At 39.3% G+C, this 24505-nt stretch carries 22 protein-coding genes; 7 read left to right on the top strand and 15 right to left on the bottom strand.

What is annotated here, in order from left to right:
* Nucleotides 1-45: 45 nt before the first annotated feature.
* From ACUW85_RS02615 to ACUW85_RS02635, 5 genes are all read right to left on the bottom strand, one after another.
* Nucleotides 46-687 (bottom strand): NUDIX hydrolase, encoded by a 642-nt coding sequence (locus ACUW85_RS02615; protein ID WP_149314941.1) that lies wholly within the window; start codon nt 685-687, stop codon nt 46-48.
* Nucleotides 688-732: 45 nt separating this feature from the next.
* On the bottom strand, nt 733-1386 hold the full coding sequence (gene fsa, locus ACUW85_RS02620) for a fructose-6-phosphate aldolase (protein WP_048729820.1): 654 nt from the start codon (nt 1384-1386) through the stop codon (nt 733-735).
* Nucleotides 1387-1451: 65 nt separating this feature from the next.
* Complete coding sequence (gene tkt, locus ACUW85_RS02625) at nt 1452-3446, bottom strand: transketolase (protein WP_048729818.1); 1995 nt, start codon at nt 3444-3446, stop codon at nt 1452-1454.
* A gap of 127 nt (nt 3447-3573) precedes the next feature.
* Complete coding sequence (locus ACUW85_RS02630) at nt 3574-4380, bottom strand: Cof-type HAD-IIB family hydrolase (RefSeq protein WP_048729816.1); 807 nt, start codon at nt 4378-4380, stop codon at nt 3574-3576.
* Entirely contained in the window at nt 4381-5721 is a 1341-nt protein-coding gene (locus tag ACUW85_RS02635) for an alpha-amylase family glycosyl hydrolase (RefSeq protein ID WP_048729813.1), read from the bottom strand.
* Between the two features lie 298 nt (nt 5722-6019).
* Between ACUW85_RS02635 and ACUW85_RS02640 the strand changes: the two genes are divergently transcribed.
* The 4 genes from ACUW85_RS02640 to ACUW85_RS02655 all read left to right on the top strand — a co-directional run bounded on the left by ACUW85_RS02640 (nt 6020) and on the right by ACUW85_RS02655 (nt 9920).
* Nucleotides 6020-7483 carry an NCS2 family permease gene (locus ACUW85_RS02640; protein ID WP_048729872.1) on the top strand — a complete coding sequence of 488 codons (1464 nt, stop codon included), beginning with the start codon at nt 6020-6022 and terminating at the stop codon, nt 7481-7483.
* Between the two features lie 284 nt (nt 7484-7767).
* On the top strand, nt 7768-8892 hold the full coding sequence (gene lctO, locus ACUW85_RS02645) for an L-lactate oxidase (RefSeq protein WP_048729811.1): 1125 nt from the start codon (nt 7768-7770) through the stop codon (nt 8890-8892).
* 207 nt (nt 8893-9099) lie between these two features.
* The gene (locus tag ACUW85_RS02650) at nt 9100-9246 is read left to right on the top strand and encodes a hypothetical protein (protein ID WP_165695905.1); all 147 of its coding nucleotides are present in this window, start codon (nt 9100-9102) and stop codon (nt 9244-9246) included.
* Nucleotides 9247-9272: 26 nt separating this feature from the next.
* Nucleotides 9273-9920, top strand: a complete 648-nt coding sequence (locus ACUW85_RS02655; RefSeq protein WP_149314940.1) for a DsbA family oxidoreductase — start codon at nt 9273-9275, stop codon at nt 9918-9920.
* An 86-nt stretch (nt 9921-10006) separates the two neighbouring features.
* Here the strand turns inward: ACUW85_RS02655 and ACUW85_RS02660 are convergent, their stop codons facing one another.
* Nucleotides 10007-10780 carry a hypothetical protein gene (locus ACUW85_RS02660; RefSeq protein ID WP_149315448.1) on the bottom strand — a complete coding sequence of 258 codons (774 nt, stop codon included), beginning with the start codon at nt 10778-10780 and terminating at the stop codon, nt 10007-10009.
* A gap of 213 nt (nt 10781-10993) precedes the next feature.
* Between ACUW85_RS02660 and ACUW85_RS02665 the strand changes: the two genes are divergently transcribed.
* Complete coding sequence (locus tag ACUW85_RS02665) at nt 10994-11887, top strand: putative RNA methyltransferase (RefSeq protein ID WP_149314939.1); 894 nt, start codon at nt 10994-10996, stop codon at nt 11885-11887.
* Between the two features lie 47 nt (nt 11888-11934).
* On the opposite strand, the gene ACUW85_RS02670 is transcribed toward ACUW85_RS02665, so the two are convergent.
* The 9 genes from ACUW85_RS02670 to ACUW85_RS02710 form a co-directional block, all read right to left on the bottom strand.
* Nucleotides 11935-12294, bottom strand: coding sequence for a hypothetical protein (locus ACUW85_RS02670; RefSeq protein ID WP_016897290.1), 360 nt, complete (start codon nt 12292-12294; stop codon nt 11935-11937).
* A 47-nt stretch (nt 12295-12341) separates the two neighbouring features.
* Nucleotides 12342-13124, bottom strand: coding sequence for an SDR family NAD(P)-dependent oxidoreductase (locus ACUW85_RS02675; RefSeq protein WP_048726146.1), 783 nt, complete (start codon nt 13122-13124; stop codon nt 12342-12344).
* Nucleotides 13125-13253: 129 nt separating this feature from the next.
* Nucleotides 13254-14138, bottom strand: coding sequence for a VOC family protein (locus ACUW85_RS02680; protein WP_048726144.1), 885 nt, complete (start codon nt 14136-14138; stop codon nt 13254-13256).
* 94 nt (nt 14139-14232) lie between these two features.
* The gene (locus ACUW85_RS02685; RefSeq protein WP_149255841.1) at nt 14233-15090 is read right to left on the bottom strand and encodes a MetQ/NlpA family ABC transporter substrate-binding protein; all 858 of its coding nucleotides are present in this window, start codon (nt 15088-15090) and stop codon (nt 14233-14235) included.
* Nucleotides 15091-15116: 26 nt separating this feature from the next.
* A complete protein-coding gene (locus tag ACUW85_RS02690; RefSeq protein WP_182023183.1) occupies nt 15117-16301 on the bottom strand; it encodes an aminotransferase class I/II-fold pyridoxal phosphate-dependent enzyme in 1185 nt (394 codons plus the stop codon).
* A gap of 216 nt (nt 16302-16517) precedes the next feature.
* On the bottom strand, nt 16518-17654 hold the full coding sequence (locus ACUW85_RS02695) for a mannitol-1-phosphate 5-dehydrogenase (protein ID WP_149314937.1): 1137 nt from the start codon (nt 17652-17654) through the stop codon (nt 16518-16520).
* Nucleotides 17655-18098 (bottom strand): PTS sugar transporter subunit IIA, encoded by a 444-nt coding sequence (locus ACUW85_RS02700; protein ID WP_149314936.1) that lies wholly within the window; start codon nt 18096-18098, stop codon nt 17655-17657.
* Nucleotides 18099-18232: 134 nt separating this feature from the next.
* Nucleotides 18233-20305, bottom strand: coding sequence for a BglG family transcription antiterminator (locus ACUW85_RS02705; RefSeq protein ID WP_149314935.1), 2073 nt, complete (start codon nt 20303-20305; stop codon nt 18233-18235).
* 35 nt (nt 20306-20340) lie between these two features.
* Nucleotides 20341-22152 (bottom strand): PTS mannitol transporter subunit IICBA, encoded by a 1812-nt coding sequence (locus ACUW85_RS02710; RefSeq protein WP_182023182.1) that lies wholly within the window; start codon nt 22150-22152, stop codon nt 20341-20343.
* 193 nt (nt 22153-22345) lie between these two features.
* On the opposite strand from ACUW85_RS02710, the gene ACUW85_RS02715 reads away from it, so the two are divergent.
* Nucleotides 22346-23053, top strand: a complete 708-nt coding sequence (locus ACUW85_RS02715) for a glucosamine-6-phosphate deaminase (protein WP_149314933.1) — start codon at nt 22346-22348, stop codon at nt 23051-23053.
* A gap of 353 nt (nt 23054-23406) precedes the next feature.
* Nucleotides 23407-24297: an SDR family oxidoreductase gene (locus ACUW85_RS02720; RefSeq protein ID WP_149314932.1), complete on the top strand. Its 891-nt coding sequence runs from the start codon at nt 23407-23409 to the stop codon at nt 24295-24297.
* Nucleotides 24298-24505: the final 208 nt, after the last annotated feature.

A 24505-nucleotide genomic window follows, 5' to 3' on the forward strand; every position in this document is an offset into this window, starting at 1 on the left:
TTATCATACCACGAATCCGCCCAACAATAAAAGGCTAACATTGAGCTAGCCTTCCTTATCATCCTGATCAAATGAAAGATGTTTACCCTTCAGTATATCCACGAAACGGGCAGTTAATTTAGCAGTCATTCCCCATAAATGTTCCCCTTGAATATTGTAAAAAAGAATTTCCCGTTGTTCAGATCGACTAAAATTATATTGTTTCCCACCTGGAATTAGGTTAAAGGGGAAATCATCCGCCACTTGCTGGTGGTGGACTACATAATGGACGTCAGGCGCCATGGTCTTCAACTCATGCAAAGGGATGGTAAAAACATGGTCCACTTCATACTTGTTGAGGGTCAAATCATCCAAACTTTCAATGGCTAATTCACCCACATAACAACCGATAATTCGTTTGCCCATGACAATATAATCCATTTCACCAACCACGTCGATCTTATCAGGGCTTAGCCCCAACTCCTCCGTCGTTTCACGGACCGCGGCTTGCTCAAACCCTTCGCCCGCTTCTACCCGACCACCAGGAAAAGCGGCATCCCCAGCTTGGGAAATGCCGTTTGCCCTGTGTTCGAATAAAATATGCCATTCCCCGTCCAATTTGGCTAGAGGGATTAAGACGGCATATGCTTTTTCAACGTCGAGAGGGCGTGGTTCGTAGGTTTGAAAGATACGTCTAACCTCATCCATCACAATCGCCCTTCCTTCAATTGATGTTGATCTTTTGATAATAAATTATTTGTCGCGGTTTTGGTAAGCTTCCCAGTCAGCTGTAAAGCCTTCGATACCTTTGTCAGTTAAGACGTGACCCCATAATTTAGGGAATAGGCTACCTGGAATAGTACCAATGTGAGCGCCCGCTAAAGCAGAACCTTCAAAGTGGGCAATGTGACGGATAGATGCCGCAATAATTTCAGCTTCGTAACCGTAGATATCTAATACTTCACGTAATTCAGCAATTAATTTCAAGCCGTCTTGACCTAAGTCATCGATACGACCGATAAATGGTGAAATGTAAGTTGCACCAGCTTTAGCCGCCATTAATCCTTGAGAAACAGAGAAGATTAATGTGACATTTGTTTTAATGCCTTCTTTAGAAAGTGTGTTTACAGCCTTTAAACCAGCTTCAGTCATTGGAATTTTAACAACAACGTTGTCAGCCCATTTAGCGATTGCATGTGCTTCTTCAACCATTTCTTCGTAGGTTAAACCAGTAACCTCAGCAGAAACTGGACCATCAATTGTACCAGCGATGTCTTTGATTACTTCTTCAAAATCGCGTCCTTCTTTAGCTACTAGAGATGGGTTAGTGGTTACACCGTCAACTAAACCCAAGTCATTAATTCGTTTAATTTCATCAATGTTTGCAGTATCTAAGAAAAATTTCATTTTTTCAAAAGCCTCCTGTTGGCTAATTCATGACTGACGTAGTGACAAAGGTGGTAGCTGACGAATTAGTCAGCTAAACCTTTATAAGTATTGGCAACATTTTCAGCTGTAAAGCCGTATTCTTCTTGAATTACGGCACCTTTACCTGAAGCACCAAAACGGTCGATACCAACGATTGCACCGTTTAAGCCAGTGTATTTAGCCCATCCGAATGAAGAACCCATTTCAACAGCTACACGTTTAGTGATTGCTTTTGGCAATACAGACTCTTTGTAAGCTTCGTCTTGTGCATTGAAGATTTCTTGAGACGGCATAGATACAACAGATACGTTGATGCCTTCTTCAGCTAATTGCGTTTGCGCTTCAATCGCTAAGCTCACTTCAGAACCAGTCGCGATTAAGATACCTTCTTGTTCGCCAGCAGCTGGTGAAATTACGTAAGCACCTTTACGAACGCCTTCTTCAGCGTTTTCTTTAGTCCCTTCAATAACTGGTAAGTCTTGACGAGATAAGACTAACATTGTTGGTGTTTCTTCTGATTCTAAAGCTAATTTCCAAGCCACACCTACTTCGTTTCCGTCTGCAGGACGAACAACATTTACGTTGTGCATTGCACGGAATGAAGCTAATTGTTCAACTGGTTCATGTGTTGGACCATCTTCACCAACACCAATTGAGTCATGGGTAAATACATAAGTCACTGGTAATTTAGAGATTGCCGCTAAACGAACTGCTGGACGTAAGTAGTCAGAGAATACGAAGAATGTACTTGCGTATGTTTTAGAACCACCGTGTAAAGCAATACCGTTCATAGCTGCAGCCATTGCAAATTCACGCACACCATACCAAATGTTACGGCCTTGGTATGAACCTGCTTGGAATTCTTCGTCTGCATCGTTCATTGTGTTGTTAGATGAAGATAAGTCAGCTGACCCACCCCAGAATTCTGGTAAAGCTTTACCAATTTCTTGAATAGCTGCTTGAGAAGTTTTACGGCTAGCTGCTGCTTGGCCAACTTCGTATACAGGAATATTTGCTTCCCAACCTTCAGGTAATTTACCAGCATAAGCGCGCTCGTATTGGGCTGCTAATTCTGGATAAGCTGCTTTATAGTCAGCGAATAATTGGTTCCAAGCTTCTTCTTCGGACTGGCCACGAGACGCAACAACTTCATTGAAACGGTCGTAAACTTCTTGAGGAATATCGAATGCATCGTAGTCCCAACCAAATTTTTTCTTAGCGAAAGTAGAACCTTCAGCACCTAATGGCGCACCATGAACACCAGAAGTACCTTGTTTTTCAGCACCGAAACCAATAATTGTTTTAATTTCAATCAATGTTGGTTGATCAGTGTTGGCTTTAGCTTGTTCAATTGCAGTGTTAATGGCATCTAAGTCGTTACCATCTTTCACTAAAATGTGTTCCCAGCCGTAAGCTTTGAAACGATCACCAACATTTTCAGTAAAGGCTTTAGAAGTAGGACCATCTAATGAAATGTCGTTTGAATCGTATAAAGCGATTAATTTGTTCAGTTTTAAATGACCAGCTAAAGATGCCGCTTCTTGCGTCACACCTTCCATCAAGTCACCGTCACCAACTAGGGTGTAAGTAAAATGATCCACAACGTTAAAACCGTCTTTATTGTAAACAGCAGCGTCATGCGCTTCTGCCATTGCCATACCTACTGCATTAGCAAAACCTTGACCTAATGGACCTGTTGTTGCTTCTACACCGTCAGTTTCGTGTACCTCTGGATGTCCAGGGGTTTTCGAACCGAATTGACGGAAGTTTTTCGTATCTTCTAAAGATACATCAAATCCTGATAAGTGAAGTAAGCTATAAAGCATTGCAGAACCATGTCCAGCCGATAATACAAATCGGTCGCGGTTAGTCCACTTACTGTGTTGTGGGTTTTGACGTAGGTGTTTTGACCATAGGGCATATGCCATTGGTGCAGCACCTAAAGGTAAACCTGGGTGTCCAGAATTCGCCTTATCCACCATATCTGTGCTTAAAGCACGAATAGCGTTTGTTGCTAAAATATCCGTGTTGTCAAACATTCATTTCACTCCTTAAAATCTGTTCAATTTCTCATTTAAAGCTGACAGCTTGTCATACTAACAGTATAACAAAAAATCTCTAAAATCACTATTTATAGGCGTTAGAACTTACTGGTCACGCAAAATTTTATTCTGCGACGAACACCAGTTTTTCTAATGCTTTTGCAATCCCTTCATCATCATTGCTTGCTGTAACGTATTGCGAATTGTCCTTCAAGTCGTCAATTGCGTTACCCATAGCCACACCACAACCAGCCCATTTAATCATGGATAAATCATTCGCTTGGTCACCAAAGGCCATTGTTTCACTTTGATCAATCCCTAAACTTTCTGCTAACTTAGCTAAAGCTTCTCCTTTATCAACGCCTTTTGGCATAATTTCTAAGAAGAATGGCTCAGATTTCATAATCGAGTATTTTTCGTACAATTCAGGGTCCAATGTTGCGATAAAGGCGTCTAACTTCCCAGGTTCAGCCGTAATCATGACTTTTGGTGCCGTAATTTCACCATCATAGAAATCGACCGTTCTGATTGGCATTTCATTTAAAGTAGATTCAACTTCTACGTATTGGTCTTTTGGTTCATCTTGAACAAGCACATATTCATCGTCATGGGCATGCACATCTAAATCATATTCCTTAGCCAAGTCAACCCAACTTTGTAATTCATCGTTGGTTAAGGCATGTGAAAAGACGGTACGATCAGTTGCTACTTCTTTTACTAAGCCACCATTAAAACAAGAAACAAATGGTACGATTTCACGGCCAACTAAATCTGCATTTAATAGTACGCCTTTATAAGGTCGACCCGATGAGATAACTACATGGATACCCGCATCATGCAATTTATGAAGCGCTTCTTTGGTCGCTTGAGATACCTCTTTTTTCGAATTTACTAAAGTCCCATCAATATCAAATGCAATTAATTTATACATCTATGCATTTCCTCCATCTTTTTTAAAATATTCTGGCAGCCTCATATCACCTTCATATGAAATGACAACTGGCTTATCCCCAAACGTTACACGACCATTCACAACCTGATAACTAGCTTTAGAAATTTCATCTTTATATTCTCCATCAGGTATGCCCAATTCAATTTCAGCAACTTGTTCTTCTTCTTTCAATTTGAAAATACCAAACAAATGCTGTGTGTAATAATGGTAAGAAAGTACCACTGTTGAATCTCCAGCAGGCATAGTCGTATAATAGCCACTCTTACATACTTCCCGTTTCTTAATTTGTGACATACGATTAATCAACGGGGTTAAATCTTGATTAATAGCCCAGTTGATCGTTTCACCGCTTTGGAAGTTAAATCGTTCTTTTGATCCATACTCCTGTCCCATAAATACGCTGGCTATCCCTTTTTGGAAAAAGGAAAAAGCTGTCCAATTTTCTAGTTCACTACCTGGTTTAACACATTTTGCAAAGCGTGGGAATTCCTCAAATTCTAAAGAACGCATACTTACGTATGTATTTGGCAACATCAACTCTTGGTAATTTAAGGTACCAACAAAGTCTTCCAAGGACAAATCTCCATGATAAAAACGATTTTTATAGAAGGAACCTGGAATTTGATCAACTACGTCAAAGTTAGGATATAATTCCCCTTCTGTCCAATAAGGCATATTCATTTGTTGTAACTTCGTTAGGATTGATAAAGGCATGGTCGCAGCCACCCAATAGAAATATGGATGAACATCTTCCACTTCAGCCCGTGCTGACGCCCAAAATTCAGGACGAACCAGTTGGGCATGGTTTGCCGCAAAGCCATCCACAAATTTAGCCCAATATTTTAGATTTTCAATGATGTAATCCCATAATTTAGGGTTGGTATAGTCTAAATCGTATGAACTATCATAGATGTCCAATCGAGAAATCATTTCGCCCTGTTCATTATGTAAGAAATATTCAGGATGTTCTTTAACTAACTCCGAATCCTTTGCCAAATGGAATAATTGTAGGTTTAACATCACTTGCATACCCATCTCATGGATACTGTCCACTAATTCTTGAAAATCATCTAGGCTCCCATACTGCTGGGAAACCTCAGAGATATTTTTCACAATCATTGGATTACCTTCCAAATTATCGGCAACCCTCAAGTCAGTAGTTGGAAAGATAGACTGCAGTAAAATAATGTCTACGCCCAAATCTTTCAAACGTTGAAGCTCTGGAATAATTGATTTGAAAGTCCCTTCCTTTGTAAAATTGCGAACAAATAACTTATACAACGTTTTGTGACGTAACGTTAAATTCGTTACTTTAGCCATGGCTGACCTCCTATATTAACTGCGACTCTTTTTGCTATCTTCATTCTAGCATACGTGCATCAAATTACTCACCATAATCATCCTTATCACTAGTAAAAATGATTTTATTAGTTTAACAACCTGTAAAAGGCTTTTTTTGCCCGTGAATAAGCGGAATTTATACATAAAAGGTTTTTGCGAACGATTGAAAAATAAATTAACTAAATATTCGTGTTTAGTATTGATTTTTACTCTCGAGTCTTTATAATGATAGAAGTAGTTAATTAAATTCATAAAAGGAGCAAGAAAAGTGAAAAAAATAGAGGAATTTTTCCAATTGAAGGAAAATGGGTCAAACTTTTCAACTGAATTGATTGCCGGTTTATCAACCTTCTTTGCAATGAGTTACATTATTTTTGTAAACCCAGCAATTTTATCTCAAACAGGTATGCCTTACCAAGGAGTATTCTTAGCGACCATCATTTCATCAGCTTTAGCGACATTATTTATCGGATTATTTGCTAACGTACCTTACGCATTGGCACCAGGTATGGGATTAAATGCTTTCTTTACTTATACAGTAGTTTTCTCACTAGGCTTTACTTGGCAAGAAGCATTAGCAATGGTATTTATCTGTGGTTTATTCAACATCTTCATCACAGTAACTAAATTCCGTCAATTAATTATTAAAGCAATTCCAGACTCATTACAACATGCAATTGGTGCTGGTGTTGGTTTATTCGTTGCTTACATTGGTGTTAAAAATGCCGGTTTCATCAACTTTACAACTGAAGCAGCAAACATCACAGCTGTTAACGGTCAACCATTTGATGCCACTCAATCTGTATTCGAAGGCGGTCTAGCGACAATCAACTCTACTGGGTCAACACTACCAGAAATTTCTACTTTTACAGACCAAACTTCATTGTTAGCACTATTCGGCCTAATCCTAACCATCATTTTATTATTGAAAAATGTAAAAGGTGCGATCTTAATTGGTATCATCGCGGTTTCAACTATCTACGTTATTTTAAACCCTGCTGCTTTAGCCACTGTGAACTTCGACCAATCTGGTTTAGGCGCTGCCTTCCAAGACTTGGGTGTTACTTTCGGAGCAGCCTTTGGTAAAGAAGGATTACTATCACTTTTCGCTGATCCATCCCGTTACCCATTAGTAATCATGACAATCTTTGCTTTCTCTTTATCTGATGTATTCGATACAATTGGTACCTTCATTGGAACAGGTCGCGCTTCGGGTATCTTTACTAAAGAAGACATTGATAATATGGATCAATCAAGCGTCATGAACACTAAATTAGATAAAGCACTTTTTGGTGACGTTGTTGGTACCTCATTAGGTGCGGTCTTCGGTACTTCAAATACAACTGTATATGCTGAATCTACTGTAGGTATTTCATTAGGTGGCCGTACAGGTTTAACATCTGTATTTGTTGCTATTGCTTTCTTCTTATGTGCTTTCATCTCACCTTTCGTTGGTTTAGTGCCAAGTGCTGCAACTGCACCAGCCTTGATTATCGTTGGTATTATGATGATGTCAGCTATTCGTGAGATTGATTGGACTAGCTTAGAGGTTGCAATTCCTGCCTTCTTTGCTTCAGTATTCATGGCTTATGCTTACTCAATCTCATATGGTATTGCAGCAGGATTCATCACTTACTGCATCGTGAAAGTAGCACTAGGGAAAACAAAAGAAATTCATCCAATCTTATGGGCTGCATCATTCTTGTTCTTAGCTAATTTTATCATCTTGGCCATGATCTAAATCACTAAACTAATATTATTAGCTATACCTAAAGACCAGGTTCTCTGGTCTTTTTTCTTGCTTTTTAGAAACATTTTTGTATTCTTTTTTCATTCAGCCTACTACAAAATTACTTTGAATACTTATAAAAACGCAACAATTCAAGGGTTTTTAAGAATACTTTGCAGAAGTTGATTTTAAAACGATTTATAAACCATTCCCTTTTGATATAATAAGCGCTAAAATAGGAATGTTGATAGATTTGTCTTGCTATATTTATTCTACATTTAGGAGGAAAGAACATAATGAATAACATTGACATTGAATATAATGCACCTAGTGAAATTAAGTACATTGATGTTGTCAATACTTACGACTTAGAAGAAGAAGCAAGTAAAGTGGTACCACATGGTGGTTTTAACTATATTGCCGGTGCATCTGGTGATGAGTGGACTAAACGTGCTAATGACCGTGCTTGGAAACATAAGTTACTATACCCACGTCTAGCGCAAGATGTTGAAGCGCCTGATACAAGTACTGAAATTTTAGGTCATAAAATTAAAGCCCCATTCATCATGGCCCCAATTGCTGCACATGGTTTAGCCCATGCTACTAAAGAAGCTGGTACTGCACGTGCAGTTTCAGAATTTGGTACAATCATGTCCATCTCAGCTTATTCTGGTGCAACATTTGAAGAAATTTCTGAAGGCTTAAATGGCGGACCTCGTTGGTTCCAAATCTACATGGCTAAAGATGACCAACAAAACCGTGATATCTTAGACGAAGCTAAATCTGATGGTGCAACTGCTATCATCCTTACAGCTGACTCAACTGTTTCTGGAAACCGTGACCGTGATGTGAAGAATAAATTCGTTTATCCTTTTGGTATGCCAATTGTTCAACGTTACTTACGTGGTACAGCAGAAGGTATGTCATTAAACAATATCTACGGTTCTTCAAAACAAAAAATCTCACCAAGAGATATTGAGGAAATCGCCGCTCATTCTGGATTACCAGTATTCGTTAAAGGTATTCAACACCCAGAAGATGCAGATATGGCAATCAAAGCTGGTGCATCAGGTATCTGGGTATCTAACCACGGAGCTCGTCAATTATATGAGGCTCCAGGTTCATTTGACACCCTTCCAGCTATTGCAGAACGTGTAAACAAACGTGTACCTATCGTCTTTGATTCAGGTGTACGTCGTGGTGAACACGTTGCCAAAGCTTTAGCTTCAGGTGCAGACGTTGTTGCTTTAGGTCGCCCAGTCTTATTTGGTTTAGCTTTAGGTGGCTGGCAAGGTGCTTACTCAGTACTTGACTACTTCCAAAAAGACTTAACACGTGTAATGCAATTAACAGGTTCACAAAATGTGGAAGACTTGAAGGGTCTAGATTTGTTCGATAACCCCCACGGTTATGAATACTAGATTTTAGCAGTAATTTTATATATAAGATTAGGTCAAAGGAAATGTAGATATTTTCTTTGACCTTTTTGTTATCGCTAATAAAGGCGAATATTTAAGCACCTGTCCCAGTATTAGCATCCCCCTTCACCTTAGATCTTAGACTTTGCATTCCTTAACAGACACACTTATAATACTTACTATAAGTAAATTGTAGAGAGGAGCGTTACCATGGGTATCGAAAACCGCAAATCTACTGAGTTAGAAGACTTATTTGCCTCTATCGTTAATATTGACGGTGATGGAGATGGCGATAAGGAAAAAGATCATCAAGAAAAGGATACAAATAATGATCAAACAACCAAAGATCACAAATAAACAATTATAAGGAGCGATTTACCTTCATGGAAATTACTATTTGGTCTGACTTTGTATGTCCCTTCTGTTACATTGGACAAACACACTTGGAACGCGCAATGGATAACTTTGACCACGCAGATGAAATTACGATTGAACACAAATCCTTCGAATTAATGCCTGGTGCAAAATATGACCCAAGCAAAAACTTCTATGAAGCTTTTGCAGATTTAAAAGATACAACTGTTGAACAAGCAGAACAAATGAATAATCAAGTCACACAAATGGCTGCAGCCACTGGCTTAAACTTCAACTTTTCTGGTATGAAAATGGCAGACACCATGCCTGCACATCGTGTATTCCAATATGCGAAAACACAAGGCAAAGATGACGAATATTTTAAAGCATTCTATGCAGCCTATTTCGAAGATGGCGCTTTAATCAGCGACGAAGATACAATCGTTGCGCTGTCTGAGTCAGTCGGATTAGATGGAGACAAGGTCCATGAAATTTTAGCCAGTGAAAATCAATTCCAAGCTGAAGTTACTGCTGATATCTTCCGCGCAGGTGAAGTTGGCGTTCAAGGTGTCCCTTTCTTCGTATTTAATAATAAATACGCGGTACAAGGTGCCCAACCTGTAGAAGTATTCCAACAAGTTTTAGACCAAGTATACACAGAAGAACAAGAAGCATAATACAACCTTAATGCCCGCAGCTTATTAGCGGGTATTTTTTTGTAAAAGAAAAAGGCTAGGACAACTGGACCCTAGCCAATAATTACTTATATTTGTGAATTTGTATCTAATGGATATACAGGTGTTCGTTCATTGATTTGCCAATGGAGAACGATAAAGGTCGCAATCCAAACAGCTGCAATATCCAAACCTAAACGAGCTAGTAAGTCAAAAATGCCGACATCATACCGTAGATACATCATGGCATAATTGGCTACTGCAATCCAAGCAAAGAACTGTAGGGCAAACTGATTGGTCTTGCCAATATGGTTTTGCCGGATGATATAGCGTTGTATTGCACCAAAAGATAAGCCAATTGAAAGTCCCATAATACCGGACCAAAGAATAGCTACTGGTAACTGCCCATCATCCGCTCCATAAATATCTAGGCCTAGATAAGCCACTAGCCTCATGATCGCAAAAACTAGTATATAAACACGTAGGCCTCTAGTATAGAAAAAAGGTTTTGGCTTATACATTAACCGTTGGCGAGCCATTAACCGGTAAATCAACTGACCTTGTATCATGAAAATCAAAATCGCTTTAACCGGATTAATCATCCAGTCCGTCTCTACTAAATGCGGCATGGGTTCAGCTCGGTAAACTAAGAAAACCAATAACTCTGAAATAACATAAAGCATTACCTTAGTTCCTTTGGTTCCTGGCAAGCGAAAATCGACTAGATAGTAAGCATAAGTCATGAATGTATAAATCAAAAAATAAATTATAAATAAAGTTGGATAATAAATCCCTTGTTGAACCGCTATACCATCTCCAAGAATTGCTTGAAAACTTGGATTTGGGAACCACATCTCTAACATCACATGCAACAGGCTCATAACACTCGCTATAAATGCGCTATATAGCCATCTTTTATTTCTATTTCGCATATTCCCTCACTTCTCAAACCATTATGAATAGCTAGCATGAAAAAAAAGACAGCCAGCATTAAACACATGAATCATCGTTAATAAGTCTATTCTAACATGCTATAATAAAAGTGAGAACTATGACAAATTCAAAAAGGGTGACCTATGGAATCAAAACGAACACAAGCAATTCAAAAATTTAATTACTGGACAACGCACATGACCTGCCCTATCTGTAAAAGCAATCTTTCTTTTAGCCATAATCAAGTCCGTTGCGATCACAATCACAGCTTTGACATCGCTAAACAAGGTTACATTAACCTTGCACCTAATCACCAAGAAGCACACTACAACAGCGACCTATTCACTGCTCGCCAACGAATCATGCAAGACGCAAATCTATACGCTAACGTTTACCAACAAATCTTAGAACTGTTAATTGAAAAAGGGGTAGACTTGACGCAAGTTATCAACCTAATTGACTTAGGCACTGGAGAAGGTAGTCACCTCAATCAGCTAGCACAAACTTGGCAGGCACATGTGGGCAACGATCAAGATCAAATGCCACAATTCCTAGGCTTAGACTTAGCTAAAGATGGTATCCTTTCTGCTGCCAAACACTATACCAACGCCCTTTGGGTGGTTGCTGATTTAAGTCAATTACCATTTAAAGATGGACAAGTAGAGGGTACGATTACCATCCTTTCACCCTCTAACTACGCTGAACTAAACCGAGCACTTTCAGAACAAGGTTGGGCCCTAAAAATTGTACCCGGCCCTAACTATTTAAAAGAATTACGGAAAATCATTCTACCAGTGGATGAACAAAAACACGACTCTTCTGCGTCCATTGCTAAATTTAAAGCAGCCTTCAATGACTTTGGTCAAAGCCACTACCAACAATATCGACCATTAAATAAAGAGCAGATACGCGATTTAATTCAAATGACACCGTTAATGTGGCATGCCAACGAAAGTCAAATGACAGAAGCTATGGCATTAGATGGTATTACTATTGACTTACAAATTCTATTTGGACGCAAAAAGGAAAAGGGTTAACCCTTTTCCTTTTTTTAATCTATCTCGCTGATAATCAACCTAGACGTTTATTCTTTTGCATCCTCAAACACATAATCTGGGAAATACTTTTCTAAAATAACCGGTAAATCATAGTCATCCGGGAAAAATCTACTATATACCTCTTGTCCTTCATCAAATTGACCTTCAAGTCCTAAAACCTCAAAAACATCAATAACTTTAGCAACCGCCCATTGGATTGAAGTGCCTTCAACAACTTCGTATGGTTCTTCCAAATTATCCGCTTTAATAAAACGAATCAATTCTTCTTTTTGGATGTTTTCATCCAAATGATAGAGTAGGATCTGGTTTTCATAGGAATGACGTGGACGCCCATCATCCACATTATACGCTTGTTTGATAATATTGATACTATATACATTCTTCATGTATTTCAACATCCTCTTCTACAAAGCTTGTTACCCGTAAAACATATTTACATGACTGAAGCCGCACCACCATCAATATTGAGTGCCACACCCGAAATATAAGAAGCTGCATCAGATACTAAGAAAGTAATGGCATTGGCAGCTTCCACCGTTTCACCAATACGACCTAAAGGTGTATTTGCTGATTGACTTTTAGAAAATTCTTCCCAAGTTTGATCAGCAGCGTTGTCTTGCCAACGTTTTTCGATTTGCTCACTACGCACTAAACCAATAGAGACAGCATTCACACGAATATTATACTCACCTAATTCTTTACTTAATTCCTTTGTTAAGCCAAGACCAGCAGCACGGCTAGTTGACGTTGGCAATGAATTAGCTGGAGGTGTTTTTCCGGCGATAGCGGTTAAATTCACAATAGCGCCTGAATTTTGTTTCTTAAAATGTGGCAACACTTCACGAGTAAAATTCACTACACCAAAAACTTTAATATTCAAGTCTCGTTGCCATTCAGCATTGTCGACTGCATCGAAACTATGGGCAGACGATCCACCCGCATTATTAATTAAAATATCAATACGACCAAATTGATCAATTGTCTCAACAACTACTTTTTTAGCATCTTCTTCGACAGTTACGTCCCCAACGACATAGTGGACTTTTCGACCTGTGATTTCTTGAATAGCTCTTTGCGCATCGACAAGACGATCCTCACGGCGGGCAACAATTGTCACGTCAGCCCCCTCGCTCGCTAATGACTTAGCTGTCTCAAATCCGATTCCACGGCTGGCCCCTGTAATAATAGCTACCTTTCCAGATAAACCTAATTCCATCAAAAGACCCCTTTCTAAATTGTATTTCTATATATATTATAATCGAAATATTTTTAAACCAAAATAAAAACCCTTACAATCAAAAAGACCTATGACACGATAGGCATAGGTCCACTTCCGTATTGCTTGTTAGCCGATACCAAATTTGGCATTTTCTAAACGGGCTACATCCATTTTTTTCATTTTAAATAATGCATCTAGGACTCGTTTCTTTTGTTCTTCATTGGCTGTTTCCATGATTTGTAAGTAGGCTTGTGGCACTACTTGCCAAGAAATACCGTGACTATCTTTCAACCAACCCATTTGTTCAGCTTTTTCATCTGCTGATAATTTTTCCCAGTAATAATCTACTTCTGATTGTGCACCAGCAATGATCTGGAAAGAAATAGCTTCAGAAAACTCTTCATCACTACCAAAACCATGGTCCATAAAGACTAATTGTTGGTCGCCAACATTTAACTCGGCATAATTCACCTTAGCACGCGCATCTTGAGCTTCACCTTCTTGGTAATAATTGATGTGGCCTGGCGCTGCCATTTGAAAAATAGCTGCATAATCCTTTAAAGCTTGCTCTGCTTGACCACAATACTGACCGGCAAACAATAGAGATACACGGATTTTATGGTTTTTTGGCACGTCTGGTGCCAGCATAATTTGCCATGATAAACCAAATTGATCTTCTACCCAAGCATAGCGGTCGCTAAACGGATAAGCATCCAACGGCATCAAGTCTTTTCCACCTTTTGCTAATTTAGCATATAAAGTATCTACCTCTTCAGCAGTATCTAACGATATCATCAAAGAGAATGAGGGGTTCATTTTAAAATCACTATCCCCATTAAAAGCTGCAAATGCTTGATTTTCGATCGTAAAATCGTAAGCAACAGCTTCACCTTTAGCCATTGGATAGTGGATTTCACGAGTAATCTCACTTTGACTAAAAACTTCAGTGTAGTATTTAACTGCTTCTTCAGCTTGGTTGTTGAAACATAACTGGATCGCAATTTGTCGCATATTTATCGCTCCTTCAATATTGAACTCTTCCAATACTTATATGTAAAGAATAAGCTAAAAACCAATGAATGTCGAATAAAAACGGCTGTACTTTTTACCAAGAAGCAACTACTGCACCTTTGAATGTTTCTTCGATAAAGGTTTTAACTTCGTCTGTCTTATAATATTCTTCTAGTTGTGCGATAACGGGATCTTCGGCGTCCTCAGTACGTGATACAATCCAGTTTACCCATGTAGTATCTTCAGGATCTTCCATAGCAATGGCCAACTCTTCTGCACTCAAACCGGCGTCTAAAATATAATTTGAGTTGATACCTGCCGCAGCCACATCGGGTAATTGAGCGATAAATTGGGCCGGATCTCCTGTAATAAAGTTTAAATTCAAATGATTTTCTTCAATATCATCCACTGTAGCAGCAATGCCTAACCCTTCAGGCAAAGTAATCACACCAGCTCGTTCTAATACTAGAAGTGCACGACCTTCTTGAGAAGGGGTATTTGGTACTGCAATCGTATCGCCTTCTTGTAATTCATCTACTGTATCGTACTGTTCAGAATATATCCCCATTGGAATCGTGATATTTTCAAAGGCCTGTGTAAATTCATAGCCTGTATCTGCGATCACGGTTTCTAAATAAGGGCCAGTTTGGATAGAGTTAAGATCTAATTCACCATCCGCTAAGGCGGTATTTGGTGCAATATAATCATTGAACACTACTAATTCAATATCCAAACCATCCGCTGCTGCCCTTTCTTTTACTAATTCAAAAATATCTTCGTGGGGACCAGCTGTGACACCAATCTTTAGAACGCCATCTTCTAACAAGCCTGACGACGTTGCCGTCTCATCTTCACTTGTAGCTGTTGATTCACTTGCTTGATTAAAGCACCCTCCTAATGCAAGTGTCGCCGCCCCTAATACCGTTAGTAACCCTTTAGTCCGTTTCTTCATCTGTTATTCTCCTCCATATATAATGATTAGTTATTGAATTGCTTGTATACTCGAGCAATCCTACTAGCCGCTTCTTGCAAAATAACTGTATCAGCAATTAAGCCGATTCGGATATACCCCTCTCCTGCACTACCAAAACCATTACCCGGCGCCACTGCCACATGCGCCTCTTCGGCAAGCAGATGTGCAAAAGTCTCGGCATCTAGACCACTTGGCGTCTGCATCCATTGGTAAATTGTTCCCTTTGATGGCACTACTTCAATACCCACCTGGTCAAATTCCCGAATGACCGCGTCCCGTCTAGCTTGATAAGTAGCTTTCATTTCATCAATAAAATCTTGATTTTCTTCTACCATTAAAGTAGCAACCGCTTCTTGCATAGCCCCGTACATACCGACTGTCGTATGGTCTTGTAGGCTATTTAGATAGCCCACTACCTGGGCATTTCCCACTGCAAAACCAATCCGCCATCCTGGGATATTGTAAATTTTAGACAAAGAAAATAATTCAAGTCCCACTTCCTTAGCACATGGCGTTTCCAAATATGATATGGGCTTCTCGTGATCAAAAACATACGGCCCATAAGCAAAATCATGAACCACAAAAATATTGTTGTTTTTGGCTACTGCCACTGCTTCTTCAAAAAAAATTTGCGTTGCTAAGGCGCCTGTTGGGTTGTTGGGATAATTTAGGTACATTAGCTGGGCTCTATCAAGATCTACGTGACTTAGTTGGTTAAAGTCCACTAGAAAGTCGTTCTCTTCTAATAGGTCCATAAAGATGGTTTCTGCTTGTGTTAAACCAACAGCGGATAAATAGTCTGGGTAGGTGGGGTTGGGTAATAAAATACCATCTCCTTGGTCCACCAGCACTTGACTCACCTTCATAATAGCTTCTTTAGACCCATGGAATAAGGCCACTTCAGTTTTTGGATCTACTGTAACGCCAAACTGTGACTGATAAAAATGTGCCACCGCTTCCTTAAAAAAATCCTCCCCTCGGTAAGCTCCGTATCGGTCATATTGTGACTTATCAATAGCTAACTTCAGAGCCTCTTTCAAAGCATTGGGTGCTGGTAAGTCCGGAGTGCCTACTGCTAGATCAATTACATCATCATAGCGATTTTTGAGGTCAGCAATCGTCTTTGTCAAACTCGAAAAATATTGCCTTGGCAAGGATTGCACCGCTTTTGATGGTTGAAAATCACTCATCTACTACCGTCCTTTCTGAAAAATCTTTCATCGATTTTATCTAACTAGTTATGGCAACTTTACCTTTTATTCCTTTTCATATCAATAAAACGGACATATCGATTTCCGTCTTCTTTTGAACGAAATTTCCAATCACAAAAGATAAAAAAGGCACTGCAATTCGATTGAACTGCAATCCCTTTTTCAATATTGTTATTTATCATCTTTCAATATGAACTATTGAATCTTGCCTTCAATTTCAGCAATTAAGTCTGTATCTTCAAGTCCAGTGACCGTTTGAATAACTTGGCCAAGTGGTTGATCTGCTAACATTTTTTGTAATTCTTGGCTTTGCTCGTCTCCAGCGTCATTATATTCAAAGATATAAGCTACAGTTGACAATAAGGCATCGTAAGTTAACCCACGTTCTTTCGCCTCACGAATTGGACGGATAAAGCGTTCGTCGTAACCTAATTTACGGATTGGTGTACGGGCAACACGTGTAATAGCGTCTGAAATGTGGCTGTTTTGGAAACGGCCTACGATTTTGTTGGCATAAGCTGCGTGTGCTTCTTGGTCAAATCCCCATTTTTCAACTAATAAGGCACCAGTTTCTGCTAGCACTGCTTGTAATTGTTGTAAGACATTGTCGTCTTCTAAGGCCTGGTCAATTGTTTCATATCCGAAGTGCTTACCAGTATAGGCTGTTGTGGCATGACCAGTATTCACAGAGAATAATTTGCGTTCAATATAAGGAAGTAAATCTTCTACATACAATACACCCTCAAGTTGGATTTGAGTACCTTTTACATTTGTTTGGTCAATTACCCATTCACTGAAAGGTTCAACAGATACAAACAGAGGATCTTCATGACTTTGCATAGGAACAATACGGTCAACTGCTGCATTAGGGAAACCAATATATTGGTCAACGTAGATACGATCAGCCTCATCGAAATAAGCTGACACTTTCTCATTTAAGAAATCAGTCCCACCAATCATGTTCTCACAAGCAACAATATCCATTGGACGTGTATCGTCATTCTCCCGACGTAATTTAATGCCATTAGCAATTAATTCAGCAATATAAGGTAAGATATTAGGTCCTATAGCAGTTGTCACAATATCGGCTTCAGCTACCGCTTGAGCTACCGCTTCAGGTTCTTTACCGTTGTTTAATCCACTGAAACCAGAAATAGTTAAACGTTGATGCGCATCATCAGCATATTCAATTTCGTAACTATCACGAGCGTTTAAGGCATCGATTAATGTTTCATTAATATCTACAAAAGTGATGTCGAAACCATTCTTATGTAAGATTTCACCTATAAATCCACGACCAATATTGCCAGCACCAAAATGTACAGCTTTCATTTACGCTTCAACCTCCTTCAACATATCAATAACTTCTTCAGCCGTTTTTGCATCTCCTAGACGGACAACGTTGGCCACATCTGAACAGTAGACTGCAATTTTAGACAATAAATCTAAGTGATCATCACCAACGCCAGCAATTCCAAAAATAGCCATAGCTAATTTCTCTTCTTTATTATTATCAGAGAAGTTAACGCCCTGTGGCACTTGCACAAAAGAAATTGCCGTATGGTTGACGTGTTTTTTACTATCGTCTGTACCATGTGGGATAGCGACAAAGTTGCCCATGTATGTAGACACAATACTTTCACGCTCAATCATACCCTCTACATAATCAGCATCTACCGCACCATCTTGTACCAATAATTGGCCGGCAGCGCGAATGGCTTCCTTTTTTGTTGTAAATGTATTATTCAACTGTATTAACTCTTTTTTCAATTCCATTCAATCACATCCTTTTTTTGCTTGAGCTGAACTGTAAAGTCCAGACTCGGTTTCCTTGCGCTCACCCAATATTGAGTTCGCACCCTTTTTAATCTCACTTGTAACTTAAAGTTATGGGCTCTCGCGCCCTTTTGTTATTCAAATGTGGTGGTTTCTTCTACAAACAATGCACTCAATAGTTGTAATACGATGGCCTTTGTCCCACTTTTATAGATTTCCGTATTCAAATCATTGTCAATAATGGAAGAGGATATCTTACCCAGCAACAGTTCATTTTCCCTAGATAATGGTTCTGGGGCTAGTAATAACAAGATTCGTTTCAATTTAATTGTCGTCCGGTCCATGCCCAATATTTCAAACGGTCGGTCTAATTCATATATGGAGAAAAAGGCTTCCTTGACTTGTGGGTTGGTCGAGTGGAATAAGGCAATGTTTGAATGCGGAATCCCAATGGGCGCTTCCAGATAGCGCTCAATCACTCGTTTCGTCACTTGGTCAGGATCCTCCACCACTTGGTCAGATAATCCGTGGATGATTTCTAACAAACTAGCTTCAACTGTTTCCTTAGATTGAACTTGGTGAATATCAAATTTCTCGAGAATCTTATTGGCCGTGTTGACCAATTGATAAAGTCGTTCAAACTGCATGTCCGCTGACCCATTTGCCTGTTGAATCGCCTGAGTACGCTCTTTTGACTGCGATAAGTGTTTAATTTCTTGGCGAATCGCCATAATCTCATCATCCAAAAGTAAGGGCGAAATCACCTGATATGGATAATTAAAGCCTGCCAGGAAACTAGTCGATAAAATCAAATCATACTGGTCATAATCGACCTTGGACATCTGCGAAACCTTCACAATATCCAAATGCTTCACTTCTGGAATCTTATTGGAAAAACGGCTCTCCAAGATTTTGCTGGTACCAAACCCGCCAGCACTTAGGATGACAATCTTCAAGTTGCGGGAGATCGGCTGGCGCTCAATAGACGAGGCATAATGGATAATAATATAAGCCATCTCTTCCTTAGTAAAGGTAACATCCGGAAAGACCTCTTTCAACGATAGGTCCACTGCTTCATGTAAATTAGGATAGCCCGCAATCATTTTATCTAAGATAATATCATCACTGGTAATCGCTTGGTCTAAACGTTTTAAGGCCGCATTTAAATGGGTCAATAAGTCTTCAAACAAGCGGTTGTCCTGTCTAAAATCGTAACCTGTTTTGGCCGAAATTTTCCTAGTTAACTCCGCCACTCGATAGGACAATTCCGTATCAAAGTTGTTGGAGAAGATATTTTGTGGTCGGTTGAAATTCATCCCTTCCAACTGACGCGCAAACATATGGCGTTCATTGAAATCAATGGCCAGCTTCATTTCCTTGGCAATAATCTCATACATTTGATGAGACAAGCGGATGAAATGACTCGACTGATCTTTAGCTAGGATTTCACTATGAATACTGTGCCCTTGTTGGATACGGAAAATATTTACCACAAAACTCAGAATAATCATCTTCAATTGGTTATCTGGTAAGTTGGACAACTTTTGGTGAATCAAGTTCGACTTAAATATCTGGTGGGCAATTTCATATATCTCACTCGGGATCAACTGGATAAAAAAGGCATCCTCTAAATGGGGCATTTGTCCTTGTTCAGTCATTTGGTTGAAATAGAGAAAGAAATCAATTTCCTTGATATTGTAATCCAACAAATTGACAATTAATTGGCGGATAACCGTCTCTTCACCCTTTACCTTCATGTTAGAATGACTAGAGCTTTCAATTTGAATATCATATTCACTCAAACTGGCTTTTACACTAGCCATATCCGTATTGAGCGTCCGTACACTGACGGAAAAATCATAGGCCATGGCTTCAACTGTGCTAATCCCTTGACCCGACAAGACCATTAAGGCAATGGCATTTTGTCGTTGGGCCTTAGATAAATCACCATAAGGATGGGCATTGAGTTGGTCCCTCAACGCCGCCTTATCCTCATCACTACCAATTAAGTAATACCCTTCATTTCTTGGCTTGTCTAACCGCAAATTCAGCTGTCTGAGCGACTCTTCAATATGGCTAATTTCACGATACACTGTGCGTTTGCTTATATCGAGTTCATCTTGAATGTCTTTCTGGGTCACACCTTTTGGATAGGCCAGCAATAAATTCAAGATACTCTTTTCTCGCTCTGTAAAATACACTTCCATCGCTCCTTAGTCAAACTCTACATGTTTCGATATGACTAATTTACCTTATCTAACAGCTTGTTGTACTGGTTTTGCTCATATAATTTCGAAACTTCTTCAAATTGTGCTTCCGGAGCCACTTCTTTAGCAGGGTGAACCGTGTCTGCATCAACGATAATCAAGGTTTGCGAGTTATTTTGTAATTGTGCAAAAGGTACTGCTTCAGCAACAAGGTCTGAGCCCGCTTTTTTCAATTCATTTCGTAAGTTAGATGCTGCCATGACTGAAGCAGACGGTTTATCTTCATGGAAAGGTACTTGAATTAACCGTATATCTGCATGAACATCACCTCTTGTAGTGGCTGCTGGACTTTCCTGTGCTGCTGGACTAGCCTCTTCTTCAGATGCTGCCTGCATTTTACCTAAAATTTCATCATAACGATCACCGTCTAAGAAGTTTCCAACTGATACGTGAGAAGCTAGAGGCGCTTGTCGTTTAGCACGGTCCGTTAATTCTTCTTGCGTGATAACTAAGACACCCGCTTGATTTTTCAATTTAGAAATGGCTGTGTTGGTAATCGACATGTCGTAACCTAATTTTTTCGCTTTCTTACGTAATAGAGAAGCTCCCATGGCACTTGATCCCATACCCGCGTCACATGCAAAAATAATGCTGTTGATATCTTCTGTCGCTGGAATTTCACCTTCTACTGATGCTGAACCAACATTTGTATGTTTAGTTGATTGACCTTTTGAATCTGCTTTGGCTGCTTTAGCCGCCGCTTGGCTTTCTTCAAAGTTGGCTTGGTCTTGTTCACGGTCCATTTTAATAATTGGTGCCGCTACCAAGAATGAAACAAGTGTTGCAACTAATACCCCACCGATAACACCGATGTATGCACCTGGTGCTGTCATACCAAGGATGGCAATGATTGACCCTGGTGATGCTGGACCAGTTAAGGCTGCGTTTAATAGTTGGAAAGTTAATGTACCTGATACCCCACCAGCAATAACGGCTAGGAATAATAAAGGTTTCATCATCACATATGGGAAGTAGATTTCATGAATACCACCTAGGAAGTGGATAATAATCGCACCCGGTGCTGATGATCTTGCTGACCCTTTTCCAAATACGGTAAAGGCTAATAGAATACCTAGACCAGGACCTGGGTTGGCTTCTAATAGGTAAAGAATTGAACGACCTGTTTCTGCTACTTGTTGTGACCCTAATGGCGTTAAAATACCATGGTTCAATGCGTTATTAAGGAATAGAATCTTGGCTGGCTCGATAAATACATTAGCCAATGGTAGTAATCGTCTTTGAATAATCCAGTCTACACCTGTTGCAAAGATGGTTGTCATTCCTGAAACGAATGGCCCAACTGCATAGAAACCAACTAATACTAATAAGAAACCGATAATCCCGATTGAGAAGTTGTTAACCAACATTTCAAAACCTGACGGGATTTTATCTTGGAATTTCTCATCAAATTTCTTGATGGCCCAACCACCTAAAGGACCTAAAACCATTGCCCCAATAAACATTGGCACTGTTGCTTGACCTGTTACAATTTCTGAGGCCCCTACAACCGCACCCATTGTGGCGATGGCACCAGTTACAGCCCCACGTTGACCATAAACCATGGAACCACCGGTATAACCGATTAAAATTGGTAGTAGGTAGTCACGCATTGGACCTACTAAGTTTGCTAGTGCTTCATTTGGCATCCACCCATCTGGAATGAATAGTGCTGTAATAATCCCCCAAGCAATAAATGACCCGATATTGGGCATAACCATACTAGATAAATAAGAACCTAATTTTTGAACTGATGCCTTTAAACCTGAATCTTTTGTTTTCTCCGACATAAGCGTTCTCCTCCTTTGTTTAATTCATCTATAATCTTATTCGTAATCGGAAGCGGTTACAATGATTTCAGCATGTAAGTTTGGCACACTTAAGCATGACACTTTTTCTTTGTTCCTCTTTCTACCTTTCTATGATAGACTGACAGTAAAGTTCAGATTTTGATCAAAAATTCACATTTTAGGAGGATTATTTATGGATATCAAGATTTTTGATACCGCAAAAGAAGCATCTAAAGAGGTTTTCCATGAATTTGACCAGGCATTAGCCAGCGGTGCAACAACTTTTGGTTTAGCAACGGGTTCAACACCAGAAGATTTATATGAATATTTAACATCTTCTGACTTAGACTTTAGTAATGCAACTGCTTTAAACCTAGATGAATATTTTGGCTTGCCGGCTAACCACCCAGAAAGCTACGCAACTTTTATGGACAAGCACCTTTTCAGTAAGAAACCTTTCAAAGAAACGTTCATCCCTAACGGTTTAGCAACAGATGTTGAGGCAGAAATTACTCGCTACAATGCACTATTAGATGAGCATCCAATTGACTTACAAATTCTAGGTATTGGACAAAATGCGCATATCGGTTTCAACGAGCCAGGTTCTTCTCGCCATACGAAAACGCAATTAGTAGACTTAGCAGAAAGTACTATTCAAGCAAATGCTCGTTTCTTCGATTCTGTAGAAGATGTACCAACCAAAGCTTTCTCCATGGGCTTAGCATCTATCATGCAGTCCAAACGTATACTACTACTCGCTTTTGGTGAATCTAAAGCTCAAGCGGTTAAGGATATGGTTGAAGGGCCTGTGTCTGAAGATGTACCTGCAAGTCTGTTACAAGAACATCCTAATGTGACTGTTTACCTAGATAGTGCTGCTGCAAGCCTCTTAAATAAATAGCCACCGAGTTACTTTAAAATAAACAAATAGCCTATGATACCGACTCCAAGTCTGTCATAGGCTATTTGTTTATAAATACCTTATTACTCCAATTCTTCCTTTAGTTAGTGTATGCAACTTTCACTCATTTTGCCTTTCAATGATTCATTGACTTATTCATACTTATACTATATCCTGTGTTTCTTATTTATTATATCTTCCTTTTACAAAACTTTCGTATGCATATCGGAGATTAATAGAGGGTATCGCACAACGCTTTTTAAGATAATGGTAAATATTTGCAAATCTAATAGAGCGTTGTTATAGTGAATAATATAACTAATATTGAATAGATTGAATAGGAGGAATTTTATATGTCTAACTTAAAAAATCCAAAGGAACTATATCATAAAGATGGATTCCCCAAGCAAGACCAAGAGGGACCGGCTCTGCAAAATAAAATGAACCCCGTACCTGACTGTGGTGAAGACACTTATAAAGGTTCAGGAAAACTAACCGGTCGTAATGCGCTAATTACAGGAGGAGATTCTGGTATTGGTCGAGCGGTAGCTATCGCTTTCGCAAGAGAAGGTGCCAATGTGGCTATCCATTTCTTACCAGGCGAAGAATCAGACGCTGAGGAAGTAAAAGAGTTGATTGAAAAAGAAGGTCGTAAAGCACTCTTATTACCTTACGATTTTAAGGAAGAGGGAAATGGCGCTAAAATTGTGTCAGAAACAGTTAAGGCCTTTGGTGCACTAGATATTTTAGTTTTAAATGCAGCGCAGCAAATTGCTCATGAAAAGCTTGAAGATCTACCAATGCAACAAGTGAGAGACACCTTCCAAGTAAATATTATAAGTATGTATGAATCAGTGAAAGAAGCTGAAAAATACTTAGCGCCTGGAAGTACAATTGTTACAACTTCTTCCGTGAATTCATTTAATCCTTCAGTTTCTTTCTTCGATTACGCCGTAACTAATGGGGCAATATCAACTTTCACCGCCCTCTTATCTGGATACTTTGCACCAAAAGGCATTCGGGTCAATGGTGTAGCACCTGGTCCAGTATGGACACCTTTACAATTAGATGGTGGACAACTAGAAGGTGGACTCGAAAGTTTTGGGCAAGATACTCAACTAGAACGTTCCGGTCAGCCTGCTGAACTTGCGCCGACTTATGTTTTTCTTGCTTCAAATGATTCTTCTTATATCAGTGGAGAAATTATTAAAGTTACAGGTGGTAGCACCATCTCTACTGAATAATCAATGTGCTTCATTAAGTAATTATGACAAATAAAGGTTCTATAATAAATAGTGTTGGTAAATAATTTCAAATATCGCGAATACGTTATTTAGTATTTATTAATATGTAAATGAGCTTCAAAGAGAAAAGCTATACACGATTATGTGTATGGCTTTTTTTTGCCCTTAGGCAAGAAGATTATTATGTTGTAGCAACAAGGACTACGAA

Source organism: Aerococcus sp. 150760013-2 (genome assembly GCF_053627715.1).